The organism is Butyribacter sp. (assembly GCF_056818865.1).
In genome coordinates this window covers 1-14,695 of sequence record NZ_DBLYGC010000023.1, presented here as the reverse complement: position 1 = coordinate 14,695, position 14,695 = coordinate 1, and the positions used below count along the sequence as shown (strand labels likewise).

Sequence of the window (14,695 nt, the reverse complement as noted above, 5' to 3'; positions counted from 1 at the left end):
ATATCCTCCAATCAAGCTCATCAGCTCAATGTAATTATTGTGTCTTCTTCCAGCTCCTGCATCAGTTTCTGCTTCATCTGAGCAAGGAATTTATCAATATCCTGCTCTGTCTCAATCGAATATGTTCTTGCCCCAGCCACATTGCTGATGGAAATATTTTTGCGTCTTTTCGTCTTTACTTTAGTTGGTGTCTGAACATCATTAACCGGCTCTTTACCGGAAACTACCGGTGTAACAGGCGGTTCTGATACCGGTTGATGCACTCTCTCATATTCATCTATCTCATCCAGGCACTTTATTTTAAGTGCATCGCTTTCCAGCCTGATATTTTTAATCGCAGCTATATCACCGGATGTTGTAAGTTTCTCCCGTATTTCATCAAATCTTTGATTGATATGGGAACGGAGCACTTCTGCAAAAGGTTTACTATCCAATACTTCTTTTACTTTAAGAAAGTCATCGTGTACTAACGGTTCCATTATTGCAGCTTCTTTTTCAAGCAATCCCATGTGAAGGTCTTCAAACTTCATGTTCAACTCCGGCAATCTCTGAATCTTACCAAATGGCTTACCGGTCTTTACAACATCCTCTATCTCTTCAACTACTTTTAACAGCTCACGGTCACTTACATAAGTCTTACTGTTTTCAAAATAAGCAAGGTTCTTTACTGCTTCTTCAAAAATCTTTCTCTGTTCGCCATTAAAGAAATCAAATACAGGTGCCGTATCTTCTGCGTCGTCAAGCAAGTCATCCCTCTTTTTATCTACAGTCTTAAAAAACTCTGCTGCCTCATTTATATTAAGGATTTTTGCAAGTCTGTTTCTTGCATCTTCCATCAGTCTCTTGCAAGGATATTTTGGATTAATTCGGTACTCTACAAGAATGTCATCATATACTTCCACTTTATCTTCTGCTCTATCCTTAAAACTGCTCATGATTTTATCATCATCATCGCTTGTTACCGTGAATCCGAAGTAATCCTTCATAACTTCTTTGACAGAACGAATCTGTCCGTCAGTCGCTCTCTCTCTAATATCAATTAAAAGTTTTTCTACATATTCACGCTTTGTAATGTATCTGACTAATTCATCCGGATTTGTTGAAAGCAATGAAAGATTCCGGCTGTTAAGTGTAAGAGAAACCCTTCCCAGTTTGAACAGCATTGCAACAAGCCACTGCACATCTTTTGTATCAAATCCATAAGGTGCTGCACCAAATTTATCCTGTAATGATTTGAGAGAAGTCTTCATATGTCTGGCATTATTTAATCCAATTACCTGCACTACCTCCTCTAATGCAAGTTTATTCGGTGTTGTATCACTCGTGCCAAGAAAACTCATCTGACCATCGCTACGCTTAAAGATAGCACTAATATCTGACAGTTCAGGTGCTGTCTCCATATAAGTGAGCTTATTGTATTTCATAGCTACAAGCTTACCAAGTGCCTCGTTAATCCTTGCCGCAGGCTCCTTAGCCGAAATGACTGCCTTATCGCCATTTACATAAATGTCCGCATTCTTTAATGCATCCTCAATAAAGATTCTGATTCTATCCTTTTTTTCAATACGCTCATCCTCTTTTGCCCTACGGATGCTGTCAAAGCTGCCTCTGGCACCGGAAGCATTTTTATTAAGAAATTTATATATTTTTATTGATTCTGTAATTTCATCAAGAAATGTACCGTCATTTGGCAATTTCACAATTATACTGCTTTCCTGTGCCGAGAGTAGACGAAGTGCAGAATCTGCATAATCCCCACCATAAGGTGTTATAATTGTCACTCCGATATCGTTAGACTGATTACTTTTGAAAAATCGATCATCCACCTTCTGATTAAATGCAAACATATATCTATTACTATATCTATATTTTTTTTCTGTATAGATTTCCTCAAATATAACTGTTGAAGCTTCTCCTATGATTTCTCCCATCTCTACAGACTCATTATTGATGGCATTGTTGATTTCCTGCTCTTCATTTGTCAGGAAAATGTATATCTCACCATTCTTTTGTACAAGCGTCTCTTTAATCAGTTTCTTTAATGACTCCTCAATCTTAGAACGAACTTCAATTCTGTCATCATCAATATTTGAAATCATAAGTGTAGTGAGATTATCTGCATTTGCCTTGATTTCCTTGACATACTTAATCATAAAAAGAACTTTCAACAGCTCTACATCAAACTCATCCAGTTTACTGTTATCCTCTGCATCTGAGATTACCTGGCTATGCTGGTGATCAATAAACTTATGTAATGGATTATAGAAATAGCTGAATGGGACTAATACTCCATCCTCTTTATCCATTACTCTAATTGCCGACTCCTGAAACAATGCAAGCATAGAGCGTGACTGGTCAGACAGATGTTTTCCACTTGCACCATGTGTTCTGACAGCAGTAAGCACCTGTCCTAAAAGACTGAACTGATACGGAATAAAAGGATAGCAATCTGCAAAATCAGCTTTATCTGCATACAGCTTTTTATCTGCCGTATCCACTGTAAATGTAATAAGATTCTTTATAATTGACTCTTTCTGCTCATAGATGAGTCTGAGAGCCTGTGCTGCTGTATCATTCTTTGCAAGTACACGCTTACGAATAACCTCATCCACATTTGATGCCGATAATGAAAGTCTTGTATCAAATCGTCCCTGAATCTTAGAAAAATCATTTCCTTTTGTCTTGGTGATAGAGTCAATGTCCTCCTGACTTGTTACGATAACCCATGCTTTTCCACGGCAGGCAGTTCCCAGGTCTTCTACAATTGTCTGAAGATTAAGCATCAGTTGTGTATCATCCGCAATATACTGACCAATCTCATCTACTAAAAAAATCACATGATGATTCGGTCCTTTCTTTGCACAATATTCCTGCACCAAAGACACAAACTTTTCAATACTAAGGTCATAATTGCCCTTTGCATTTTTGCACCAGTTTCGTGCTGCTTCCTCACTCATAAAATCCATTTCAACAAGCGTCTTTACAACTTTGTCCTGAATCACGGCAAATGCCTGTCTCTTCTTCTCCCATGGTGCTCCGGCAATCTGTTCAAACTTTTCTTTGAACTCCTCAAATCTGCCTTCACCATCCAACTGGCGTTCAAAATCTGCAAGATAAGGAACAGAACCACAATATCCCTGCATCTCATTGAACACCTTCATAAATACTTCAACAATAGCCTCTTTCCCGGAACCAATTTTTGCAGAACCCTTTGAATCAATATTAAAAAGCACAACATCTGAATCTGTTTCTCCGGCTTTTGTCATCTCTGCGATAAGCATAGGATCTTCGATTTTGGGTCTGATGCCTGCATCAGACTCACATCCGGTAAAATACTCAATGGCTCTTTTGCCTTCTACTGTGCTGTTTTTTAACAGATAGGACAAAATCTTTAAAAAATGTGATTTACCACTTCCAAAGAATCCAGAAATCCATACCCCCATCTTATCTGTATATCCGTCTATACCCTTTTCATAATTTTCAAAAAAAACACGAAAATGCTTTAACAACTCTTTCGTAACAACATACTCATCCAATTCCTGATAAATATTTTCTTCGTCCGACTGACCTACTTTAATAACGCCTTTTATGTCACGGTCAATCTGCTTTTCAAACATATTTTTAATCTGCATTGTTAATTCTCCTATTTTTTACGAAAAACTGTTTCCTTTCAGAAAATACTGCTGCCACCTCTACACCAAAGGTAATGCTCTATAATAATTATGTGAATCCATCGTTCCAAATAGCTTCAGATCCTGTCCACTATATTCGCCCGGATAAAACATTACCACTGGAACACTATCCAGTACCTGATGCAGGTTATTAAGGATATTGTGACTGGCAATAATTGGATGGCATTTGCCAACTCCCGTAAGAAATACCACACTGTCTGTTAAATCTTCCTGCAATATTCTGGATATGATTAAATTCAGCTCATTTGTCTCATCTAGTCCCAATGTTTCTACAAGGCTGTCTGCCATCTCAAAGAATCCATTCTCTCTTTCCAAATCAAAGAATGCTTCCAGATAACCTTCCTCCTCTAACACTTCTATCATCAAGTGAAACAGATCGAGTTCTATAATCTGAAAGCCCAAGCTGCTCTCATTTATTCTGTTCTTTAGATACTGTATATGATTTCTCACATGAAGTTCTTCTCTCGGATCATAATCAAATATATAATATCCGACCTCATTTCCCAATCCTTTATTGCTGCGAAAGCTCTGATCCGATATTTTCTTCTCTATCTGATTCAACCTTTCATCCAATGATAACTTTCCCATCAACGCACCCCCTTCACTGCATTCAGATATGCTTCTAATCCATTCCTTTTCAATAATTCTTCCATTCTATAATCAATGTGTATCCGCCTCATAGTCCTAGGCTTGGCACTGCTTTCAAGCAAGCCTGCCTCATACATCATGCGACAAAAACACTGTTTAAGTTTTTTTACTGCTGCATCTGTCCATCCGGCAACCACTTCACTCTGCATTGCCTTATCCGCAAAAAATACATTCAAATCACGGTCTGTAATCTCTGACTCACCAATTCTAAGCTTTTCATCATACACTTCATGCATAAATTCAAAAAACAAACGGCTGTCCATCAATATCGAAATCAGATTTAAAACCTTCGCCGTCTCAATATCGCAGGACAAAAATGCTTTTAGTAAATCCATTGGAAGAAGAGAAACCCTACGATATGTACCATTCAACACCTCATAAGCACGATACTCGGCTCTTACCTGATATATATTCTCATCCCATGCAATCGCTCTAATCTCAGACTTGCTAAGACCATCTGCAATATATGATGCCGTCTTTCTTGCCTCCTGCAGCCAAAACAATTTAGATGTTAATCCTGCACTGTATTCCATGATCATTCACCCTCCTCATCTTTCACATAGCGAATAATATCTCCGAAATCACAGTCCAGCTCCCGACAAATCTTTTCAAGTACCCGCAAAGAAACCACCTCGTTCTTTGTCATTTTAGCTATTGTACTGCTGCTAATCTCTAATCTTTCTATCAGATCAACCTTCTTCAGATTTTTGTCAATCAGCATTTTCCATAATCCGTTATATGAAATCGACATCTACTCTACCTCGCAATATTAAATATCAAATCATCAATTAGATTTTATTCAAACCTAACTGCATAAATCATAATTACAACATGATAAATATAATACCATAATTCAGAGTACAAATCAATGAAAACTTAAAAGAATCATTCGAGTTCTCAAACTTTTTATTTATCTTATCACAAGCAATTCATAACATTTTCAATACCGTTTACTTGTAATTTATTACTAATTTTATGAATATAATAAGCCTTACAAGATAAAAACAGCAAAACGGAAGTCACCACAACTACTTATTGTTTGAGACCTTCTTAATGGTGTTAAACAATTTTAAAAATAAAAAGTAACCCACAAGTTCACAACTTGTAAGTTACTTTCTACAATAATTACATTATCCTGTCAAAATCATCTCACCGGTTTAAATCTGCTATAATCAAGTGCACTTATATCTACTACTGTTTCCTCTCCGACTACCATCTGCGCAAGCATAAGTCCTACAGCAGGTGCCGTTCCAAATCCATGTCCTGTAAATCCACATGCAAGTATAAGTCCTGGTGCTTCTTCTACCGGGCTCAGGAAAGGTACTCCGTCAAATGCATTATCAAGCCATCCGCACCAGCTTCTCACAATCTTTGCATCTTTAAGTGCAGGTATGTAACTCTGGATTGCCCTGCAGCTTGCCGATAATGTCATGGAGTTAGTGATAAGCTTTGAAGGGTCTGCCGTATTTGTTGAAGGGTCTACCATCTCATCTACTGCTTCCCATCCTGAATCTGATCCAAATACAAAAGAACCGTGATGTGTCTGATGTCCATAGAAATCTGCTGTCGCACAACCAAACATTACATCTATCATATGAGGCTGCATTTCAGTTACAAGACATTCATCTATAAGTCTTGTCATAGGTACGTCGATGCCTATTGTCCTTGCTATCTCCCTGCTTTCATAGCCTGCCACAAGTATTACTGTCTCGCCTTCAAATACGGTACCGTCATTTAATATTACTTTTCTTACCTTACCCTTAACTTTCTGCAGTGCGTTTACAGGTGCATCTGTATAAAATTTCACACCCATTTCAAGTGCTCTTTTATAGTATCCGAGTGTTGTTGTGAGAGGGTTTGCATGACCGTCTGTCGGACACCAGCTTGCCCCGATTACATCATCTGAAAGATAAGGGCAAATCTCCTTAACTTCTTTTTTATCAATCATTCTTACATCAAGACCTACTGATTTTGCATTGTCGGCAAGCGTCTGAAGTTTTTTCAGATGTTCCTCTGTCTTACCCATTCTTAAATTTCCTTTTTGAGTATACTCCGTATCTACACCAAGTTCCTCCGATAATGTAGGCCACATATTTTTAATTCCATACATCGCATACGGAAGTTCTCTAACATCACGTCCCGACTGGCGTACACCGCCCCCGTTTCTTGACGAACCTCCATGCCCTATACTGTTTGTTGCTTCTAATACGACCACATTCTTAACACCTTTTTTTGCAAGATAATAAGCTGCAGCGCATCCGTTTATTCCACCACCGATAATTACTACATCTGCTGTTTTATTCATGGCTTGCACCTCCATCCTCTGCTAATATACACATTTCTATTGGTCTCATTGGAGCTCTTGAACTTGCAGGTACAACCTCAGACGGAGATACTTTAAGTTCAGATGCAATAATTGATTTAACCATTTTTCCACATGTCTGTCCCTGGCAAAGACCCATTCCTGACCTTAAATATCTTCTCATTTCTTCCAATGTAAATATTCCCTCATGAACAGCTTTTCTTATCTGTCCTTTAGTAACTTCCTCGCAACGGCATACCAGAAGGCTGTCGTCAGCACCTTCAACAAATGGTCCTATTTCTTTTAATTTTGCCTGAATGTCTGTCATAACTAAACCCTCCTTATGCTTCTTTTTTATAAAATCTTGCTTTCATAACCATGTCATTCGGAACTTTTATTGTAAGAAGATTTGTATGGTCAAATGCAGGAGCTGTCCTAACTTTAGTAACCTCTGCCTTACATACCTCTTTTCCGTTTCTTCCAAGTGCAATACCTTTATCTCCGACTTTTGGAACCGGTAAAAACTCATATGGCATTGTCACTTCGCCAAATCCCGGTTCTACATCCTCTTCTACAAGGAAAATTGACTGACCTGAACATGATGCAACACACATACCGCATCCGATACATTTTTTCTCCTCATCAATTGCAGGAAGTGAAGTTATATTCTTACCGATGCGGATACATCCCATCTTACAGGCATCCTGACACGGATTACAAGGAATATTCTGTGTACATTCTATAACAGGATGTATTCCTTTCTGGTGTGTAACACCCGGAAATCTCTCTATCTCATCATCAGCTACAAAACCCTTATTTAAAAGATTCATTGAGACATCTATTCCCTCGTCTGTCTTTTCGACAAGCTTACCTCTGTTCTTTGGTGCAAACATACCCTGTCTCAATGTTTCAAGCTGATTTTCAAGTTCCTCTATTCTTGCATCTCTCTCTTCCTCTGTCATATATCCAAGATAACATGCAATTGATGCTCCCGACATTCTTCCTTCTATCATTGCCGAACTTGCTTCCTCAATACCTGAAACATCACCTGCGGCATATATTCCTGGAACACTTGTTGCACCGTATTTATCGATTTCAGGGACATGACCGCCTTTTGTGTCATTCATTTTTACTTCTGCCTGCTTTAAAAGCTGTGACATCGGAGACAATCCAACAGCAAGACATACTGTATCTACATCAAAATGTTTTTCGGTTCCCGGTATTATCTTCCAATCAGGTCCTACCTGTCCGATAACAACTCCCGTAACCGCATCTCCGCCTTCAACTCTCACAATAGTATGTGACAGATAAAACGGAACACCACATCTTGCAATCTTTGCAGCATGAACACCATATCCTCCAACTCTTGGAGCTGCATCTGCAAGTGCCACAACCTCACATCCTGCCTGTAAAAGCTGGTAGCTTACGACAAGTCCTACATTTCCCGAACCAAGCATCAATATTCTGTTTCCGGGTTTAATGTGATGAAGATTCATCATTGTCTGTGCCGCACCTGCACCGATAACACCGGGCTTTGTCCATCCCTCAAAATTAACCATGTTCTCACTAGCTCCGGTTGCAACTAAAACAGCATCACCTTTATAATGCTTAACACTGTCACCAACCTTTACCGTAACTTCCTTCTCAGGATAAAGACCAACAACAGTTGCATTTAAAATTACTTCAACACCATATTCCTCTGCCTCACTGAGAAGTTCTTCCCCAATCTTAAAACCTCTTACCTTGGCTTTGTGCTCTTTTGAACCAAAAAATTTATGTATCTGTTTAAAAAGCTGTCCGCCCGGCTTTGCATTCTCATCAAATACAATAGGCTTTAAACCTTTCTTTGCCGCCTCGATTGCTGCCGATAAACCCGCCGGACCTGCGCCAATTACTATCATGTCATATCGTTCTATTTTCATAATGTACCTCTTTTCTGAACAATTTATTGTTACAAAGTTACAAGCTCTAAAATATCAGTTGTCAATACTTCTTGTTTTATAATTCTTTTATTCTTCCGGTTTTGCAGAAACACCATACTGTGTCTGCACGACCATTCCTGCCTCAAGAGGTGTAATGCATGTTCTGATATTAGGCTTACCGTCAACTATCATTACACAATCTGTACATCTTCCTATTGCACAAAAGATTCCTCTCGGCTCATGATTTCTCGCCGTGTATCTGTGAGCCATAACACCTGCTGCCTTCAACGCGGTAGCAATCGGCTCTCCTTCATATCCTTCTAAAAGCTTTCCGTCATAACTGAAAGTTACTTTTTTACGCTTAGGTGTCTCACCTAAAATCGGATGATTTTCTATTCTTTCCATATATATCAGACCTCCTTAATTTCCCGAAAACAAAAGACGCCTGTTATCTCTAACAGACGCCTTTGTCTTAATCATTTGTTGATTAGACTTTATCATTAAATTATTTAGTTGTATTGTAAAAAACGATATAACTTTTTTAAGCAGCTAATGCATTCTCCTTAATACATTTGATTATCTGAACAAATTTCATTTGTTCTTCTCTCGAAAAAATCGCACTAAATTTATATGGTCTGTCAAACGGAGCTTTCATTAAATCAATAGCATTATCTATATAGCCATTTTCTACCACATAATCAACCACCTGTTCAATAAAATGTCTATGAAGTTCTCTTGCCTCCATCCCCTTAAAATTTCTCCAACGAAGCGCCTGTTCTTCTTTCGACTCTCCAAATATATGCTCTTGCTTCTGACCGGAAAGTAATTCTGCCGTTTCTATATCTGCCTCTCTTTCATCAAGCTGCTTTGCAAACATAAGATATGTCAGCTGCTCAATTACTTCTGTTGGCTGAGATACCCCTCCCGCAATAACATCAAGCCAAATCTGTTCAATTTTATTTTTAACTGCTGCCGGTAACATCATCTTCCTCCTATAACCTGTTATTTGTTTTATATTCTACAATTTATCACTATCCAACAACACTGTAAATGGTCCATCATTTACAAGCTCAACTTTCATATCTGCACCAAATTCTCCCTGCTCTACAACCTCAATCTCATTTTTACATTTTGATATTATATATTCATACAAAGACTTAGCCATGTCGGGATCACCTGCTTTAACAAATGACGGTCTGTTTCCTCTCTTACAGTCAGCATACAATGTAAACTGCGAGATAATCAGCAGACTTCCGCTAACATCTTTTAATCCAAGGTTTGTCTTACCGTTTTCATCTTCAAAAATACGCAGATTTATCATTTTATGAATCATTTTATCCGCTGTCTCCACAGTGTCACCTTCTCCGACACCTATGAGAACCATAAAGCCATTTCCTATCTGACCTCTTATTTTACCATCAATCGTCACTTTTGAATTCATCACTCTTTGAATCACAAAACGCATCTTAAGTTCCTCCTGTTAATTTATTTATCTTCTGCCCAGGCAAGTGCACAACGTATCGCTCTTTCCCAGCCGTCTAACTTCTGCTTTCGCAGTTCCTGTGGCATATCAGCTTCAAACGACCTTGAAAGTGCCCAGTTATTGCGTATATCCTCAAGGTCTTTCCAATAGCCGACTGCAAGACCTGCCAGATAAGCTGCTCCTAATGCCGTAGTCTCCACACATTCAGGGCGAAGCACATTTACATCCAGCACATCCGCCTGAAACTGCATCAGAAAATTATTTTTTGATGCTCCTCCATCGACTTTAAGGCTCACAATATCCACACTGGACTCTTTTTCCATTATTTTTAAAATATCATATGTCTGATAAGCCATTGCTTCTAATACCGCACGCACAAAATGTTCTTTTTTGCAGCCTCTTGTCAAACCCACAATCGTTCCTCTCGCATACGGATTCCAATACGGTGCACCTAGTCCGGTAAATGCAGGAACCACATAAACTCCATTCGTATCTTCCACGGAATCTGCATATTTTTCCGTCTCGGATGCATCTCTAAACAAGTCCATCTCGTCACGCATCCACTGTACTCCGGCTCCTGCCACAAAAATACTTCCCTCCAACGCATATTGTACATTATTTTCAAAGCTTGCCGCAATCGTTGTAAGCAGACCATTTTTAGAATTTACAGCCTGTTCTCCCGTATTCATCAGCAGAAAGCAACCTGTCCCATATGTATTTTTAACTTCTCCTTCTGAGAAACAGCATTGACCAAACAACGCTGCCTGCTGGTCTCCTGCTGCCCCTGCAATAGGAATTTTGCAGCCAAGTATTCCCGAATCAGTGTATCCATACACGCTGCTTGACGGACACACCTTTGGAAGCATTGACTTTGGAATACCAAAATATGCAAGTATCTTTTCATCCCAGCATAAATTATGAATATCAAACATCATTGTTCTGGACGCATTTGTATAATCCGTCACATGAACCGAACCTTTCGTCAAATTCCAAATCAGCCAAGTGTCAATCGTTCCAAATAACAAATCTCCCGCTTCAGCCTTTTTCCTTGCTCCTTCGACATTGTCTAATATCCATGCAATTTTAGATGCGGAAAAATATGCATCAGGAACAAGACCTGTAGTTTTTTGTATATAATCTGACCATCCGTTTTTTACCATATCTTTAATACGTTCTGCTGTCCTTCGGCATTGCCAGACAATCGCATTGTAAACTGGCTCCCCTGTATGACGATTCCATACAATTGTTGTTTCTCTTTGATTTGTAATGCCAATACCTTCTATATTTTCTCCTGTTGCCCCAATTTTACTTATAGCTTCTGTTGCAACCGATAACTGCGACGCCCAAATTTCCATAGGGTCATGTTCTACCCATCCTGCATGAGGATAAATCTGCTCAAACTCTTTTTGCGCCATACTGCATATATTTCCCTGCTTGTCAAACAAAATACAACGTGAACTTGTAGTTCCCTGGTCTAATGCTAAAATATATTTTTTCATGCAAAATCTCCCAATAATATATTATTTATAGTTTATTATTATCCATTATATTATTTATTTTTTTCTTGTGCAATAACTCGAATAGATTTCGCTATCGCGAAATCTATTATAAAAATATTTATATATTTTTAGTGCACTTTTTTAACTCATTATATAGTCTGCAAACCGGTAATCCTACCACATTATTGTAATCACCTTTAATTCCCGTTACATACTTTCCGAAAGTCCCCTGTATCCCATAACCTCCTGCTTTATCATACGGTTCCGTACTGCTTATGTACTCTTCAATTTCCTGACTGCTCATATGTGCAACTTCAACATCTGTTTTCTCAGAAAATACATCAATACGCTCCACCTTTCCGCCTTTTACAAGTACAAGTGCCACCCCTGTATATACCTGATGACTTGCACCAGATATTTTATTTATCATCCTTCTCGCATCATCTTTATCCTTGGGTTTGCCAAAAATCTCTGTACCTGATGCAACAACTGTATCTGCCCCAATTACAATAAAACTATCTTCATCTTTTACCGTTGTTTCAATTTGTTTATCATTCTTCTTTTGTCTATTCAACTCAGTTGCAGCCGCCATGGCTTTTTGCTCTGCAAGTTCCATCGTAACCTGCTTTGGTTCACTGCTTGTTATTATTTCCTCACAGTTTGAAACTTTAATTTCAAATTCCGATTCAATCATTTTTAATAACTCTTTTCTTCTTGGTGATTGTGACGCAAGTATCAGCTTATACATAATTCTCCCCTTTTCTTTTAAAACATGCTACTGTGCAAAAATCAAAATATCTTTTGAACCTTGCATCATATTATCAAAAAAACGATGTTTCTATGATTTTGTACACACGGAAACATCGCTCTTTTTAATTGCATTTAAATTTTCTGTTGATTATCATTATCCAATGATAGGAAAACTAATACTCTTCAACTTTTGCATTGATTTCTGCAAACATTTTTTCTTTAAGTCCCTTGATATATTCAAATGCCTCTTCAACAGGAACCATTTCCTTTACAGACTTATCTCTTGTTGTAATCTCAACACATGATTCCTTGAGGTTTCTTGGACTTACAACCACCCTTATAGGTGCTCCAAGCAAATCGGCATCTGAGAACATTGCTCCCGGACGTACATCTCTGTCATCATACAAAGTTTCTACTGAGGCTGACTGCAAATCCTTGTATAATTTATCTGCAACTTCTTTTGTCTGTTCATCATCCACACGCAGACAGCATACTTCAACTTCCCAAGGTGCTATTGAAATAGGCCAGATAGGACCATACTCATCATGCTTTGCCTCACATACTGACGCTGCAAGTCTTCCTACACCAATTCCGTAACATCCCATAATAGGATTCTTTGTCTCTCCGTTCTCATCAGTATATGTCATATTCATAGCTTTTGTATATTTTGTTCCGAGCTGGAATATATTTCCAACCTCGATACCACGCTTAATGCTGATTGAATTTTTCTTACAGCATGGACATATTCCACCCTCTTTAACTTTTGCAATATCAACATAATTAACTTCGCCAAGGTCTCTCTCAAGATTAAGTCCCTTATAGTGGTATCCCTCTTTATTTGCTCCGGCGACCATTCCCTCAACACCTTTAAGAGAAGAATCGATATAAACCGTAACTTCCTTTGAAATATTGTATGGTCCGATATAACCTGCAACAAGTGGGTCATCTTCCATAATCTGTGCAACATGTATAGGTTCTCCAACAATATTGCGAAGCTTTGTCTCATTTACCTCATAGTCACCACGCACAAATGCTACAACAAATGAATCATCAGCATTTCTCTGATATACAACAGCCTTGCATGATGTCTCTACCGAGCTGTGAAGGAAGTCACATACATCCTCAATAGTTTTGCAATCCGGTGTTTCTATACATTCCAATTCAGAAACAGTACCTATCTTTTCATCAGGCATTATGTTTTCGGCAGCTTCCATATTTGCTCTGTAATCACACTCTGTACATGTAACGATAGAATCTTCTCCTACAGGTGTAAGAAGCATATATTCATGTGATACGCTTCCTCCCATCATACCTGAGTCTGATGCTACAGTAACAACTTCCGGAACTCCTGCTTTCTGGAAAATTCTATTGTATGCCTTATAACATACATCATAATATTTCTCAAGATCCTCCTGAGAAGTATGGAATGAATAAGCATCTTTCATTGTAAACTCACGCACACGAATCATTCCCGCTCTAGGTCTCGCCTCGTCTCTGAATTTACGCTGAATCTGATATATCATAAACGGATAATTATTGTATGACTGGCCATACTCACGAACAAGCTGAACTGATGCCTCTTCATGCGTCATACCAAGAACAAGTTTAGAACCGCTTCTGTCCTTAAGTCTTACAAGCTCATTTCCGACACTATCGTATCTTCCTGACTCTTCCCAAAGTTCAGCCGGCATAACAACAGGAAATAATACTTCCTGACCGTCTATAGCATTCATTTCTTCACGAATAATCTTCTCAATTTTTGCAGTTACTCTTCTGAGTGTAGGAAATTCAGAATAAATTCCGTTTCCTACATATTTCATATATCCGCCTCGAACCATAAGTGCATGACTGTCAATTACGCAATCAGCAGGTTTTTCTTTAAATCTTAATCCAACTAACTTTGATACTTTCATTTTGTTTTCCTCCATATTTTTCTATAACATAGTACAAAGAGTCGCTTGCGACTCTTTCGCGCTTGAGCGGAATGCATAGCATTTATTTCCTATAACATAAAAAAGTCCTAAACAATAATGTTCAGGACGAAATATACTTCCGCGGTACCACCTAAATTTATATATTAAACAAACATTTAATAATACACACTCTATGCCATAATAACGGTGGCTTTCCGGCAGGTTTTTTATTCCTGCAGCTCCCAGGCTGGTTCAATATTTTTATGTCAGGACTTTTCAGCAGCCAGTCCCTCTCTAAAGACTCCAAATATTTACTATTCTGTTCAAAGCTTTTTATTATATACAAAAAACCTGTAAGCCATAAACGACTCACAAGTTTTTTCGGGTTGGGCTGATTTTCATCAGAGCAGTCTGTAGGGGAATCGAACCCCTGTTTTCGCCGTGAGAGGGCGACGTCTTAGCCGCTTGACCAACAGACCATATATT

At 38.5% G+C, this 14,695-nt stretch carries 13 protein-coding genes, 1 tRNA gene and 1 other annotated feature; all 14 genes read right to left on the bottom strand.

Translation table 11 applies throughout. From position 1 onward, the window contains the following. Nucleotides 1-20: 20 nt before the first annotated feature. Nucleotides 21-3,632 (bottom strand): BREX system P-loop protein BrxC, encoded by a 3,612-nt coding sequence (gene brxC / locus ACZLXV_RS10820; protein WP_482383429.1) that lies wholly within the window; start codon nt 3,630-3,632, stop codon nt 21-23. A gap of 60 nt (nt 3,633-3,692) precedes the next feature. Further along, the gene (locus ACZLXV_RS10815; RefSeq protein WP_482383428.1) at nt 3,693-4,280 is read right to left on the bottom strand and encodes a DUF1788 domain-containing protein; all 588 of its coding nucleotides are present in this window, start codon (nt 4,278-4,280) and stop codon (nt 3,693-3,695) included. Further along, on the bottom strand, nt 4,280-4,873 hold the full coding sequence (locus ACZLXV_RS10810) for a DUF1819 family protein (RefSeq protein WP_482383427.1): 594 nt from the start codon (nt 4,871-4,873) through the stop codon (nt 4,280-4,282). The genes ACZLXV_RS10815 and ACZLXV_RS10810 overlap by 1 nt, the downstream gene beginning before the upstream one ends. Nucleotides 4,874-4,875: 2 nt before the next feature. Continuing rightward, nucleotides 4,876-5,091 carry a helix-turn-helix domain-containing protein gene (locus tag ACZLXV_RS10805; protein ID WP_022224145.1) on the bottom strand — a complete coding sequence of 72 codons (216 nt, stop codon included), beginning with the start codon at nt 5,089-5,091 and terminating at the stop codon, nt 4,876-4,878. Between the two features lie 393 nt (nt 5,092-5,484). Continuing rightward, entirely contained in the window at nt 5,485-6,645 is a 1,161-nt protein-coding gene (locus tag ACZLXV_RS10800) for an NAD(P)/FAD-dependent oxidoreductase (RefSeq protein ID WP_482383426.1), read from the bottom strand. Beyond that, nucleotides 6,638-6,970 (bottom strand): (2Fe-2S)-binding protein, encoded by a 333-nt coding sequence (locus ACZLXV_RS10795; protein ID WP_022224143.1) that lies wholly within the window; start codon nt 6,968-6,970, stop codon nt 6,638-6,640. Before ACZLXV_RS10795 ends, ACZLXV_RS10800 begins: the two co-directional genes overlap by 8 nt. Nucleotides 6,971-6,983: 13 nt before the next feature. Beyond that, complete coding sequence (locus ACZLXV_RS10790; protein WP_482383425.1) at nt 6,984-8,564, bottom strand: FAD-dependent oxidoreductase; 1,581 nt, start codon at nt 8,562-8,564, stop codon at nt 6,984-6,986. An 87-nt stretch (nt 8,565-8,651) separates the two neighbouring features. Further along, nucleotides 8,652-8,969, bottom strand: coding sequence for a (2Fe-2S)-binding protein (locus ACZLXV_RS10785; RefSeq protein ID WP_022224141.1), 318 nt, complete (start codon nt 8,967-8,969; stop codon nt 8,652-8,654). 136 nt (nt 8,970-9,105) lie between these two features. After that, a complete protein-coding gene (locus ACZLXV_RS10780; RefSeq protein WP_482383424.1) occupies nt 9,106-9,549 on the bottom strand; it encodes a type I restriction-modification system subunit M N-terminal domain-containing protein in 444 nt (147 codons plus the stop codon). A 33-nt stretch (nt 9,550-9,582) separates the two neighbouring features. Beyond that, the gene (dtd, locus tag ACZLXV_RS10775; protein ID WP_482383423.1) at nt 9,583-10,029 is read right to left on the bottom strand and encodes a D-aminoacyl-tRNA deacylase; all 447 of its coding nucleotides are present in this window, start codon (nt 10,027-10,029) and stop codon (nt 9,583-9,585) included. A gap of 20 nt (nt 10,030-10,049) precedes the next feature. Then, nucleotides 10,050-11,546, bottom strand: a complete 1,497-nt coding sequence (gene glpK, locus ACZLXV_RS10770) for a glycerol kinase GlpK (protein ID WP_367336235.1) — start codon at nt 11,544-11,546, stop codon at nt 10,050-10,052. 118 nt (nt 11,547-11,664) lie between these two features. Further along, nucleotides 11,665-12,294: a Maf family protein gene (locus tag ACZLXV_RS10765; protein ID WP_482383422.1), complete on the bottom strand. Its 630-nt coding sequence runs from the start codon at nt 12,292-12,294 to the stop codon at nt 11,665-11,667. Nucleotides 12,295-12,469: 175 nt separating this feature from the next. Beyond that, nucleotides 12,470-14,209 (bottom strand): proline--tRNA ligase, encoded by a 1,740-nt coding sequence (locus ACZLXV_RS10760; protein ID WP_482383421.1) that lies wholly within the window; start codon nt 14,207-14,209, stop codon nt 12,470-12,472. A gap of 119 nt (nt 14,210-14,328) precedes the next feature. Next, nucleotides 14,329-14,545: a binding site (T-box leader), on the bottom strand. A gap of 71 nt (nt 14,546-14,616) precedes the next feature. Beyond that, a tRNA-Glu gene (locus ACZLXV_RS10755) sits at nt 14,617-14,688 on the bottom strand. Between the last annotated feature and the right edge of the window lie 7 nt (nt 14,689-14,695).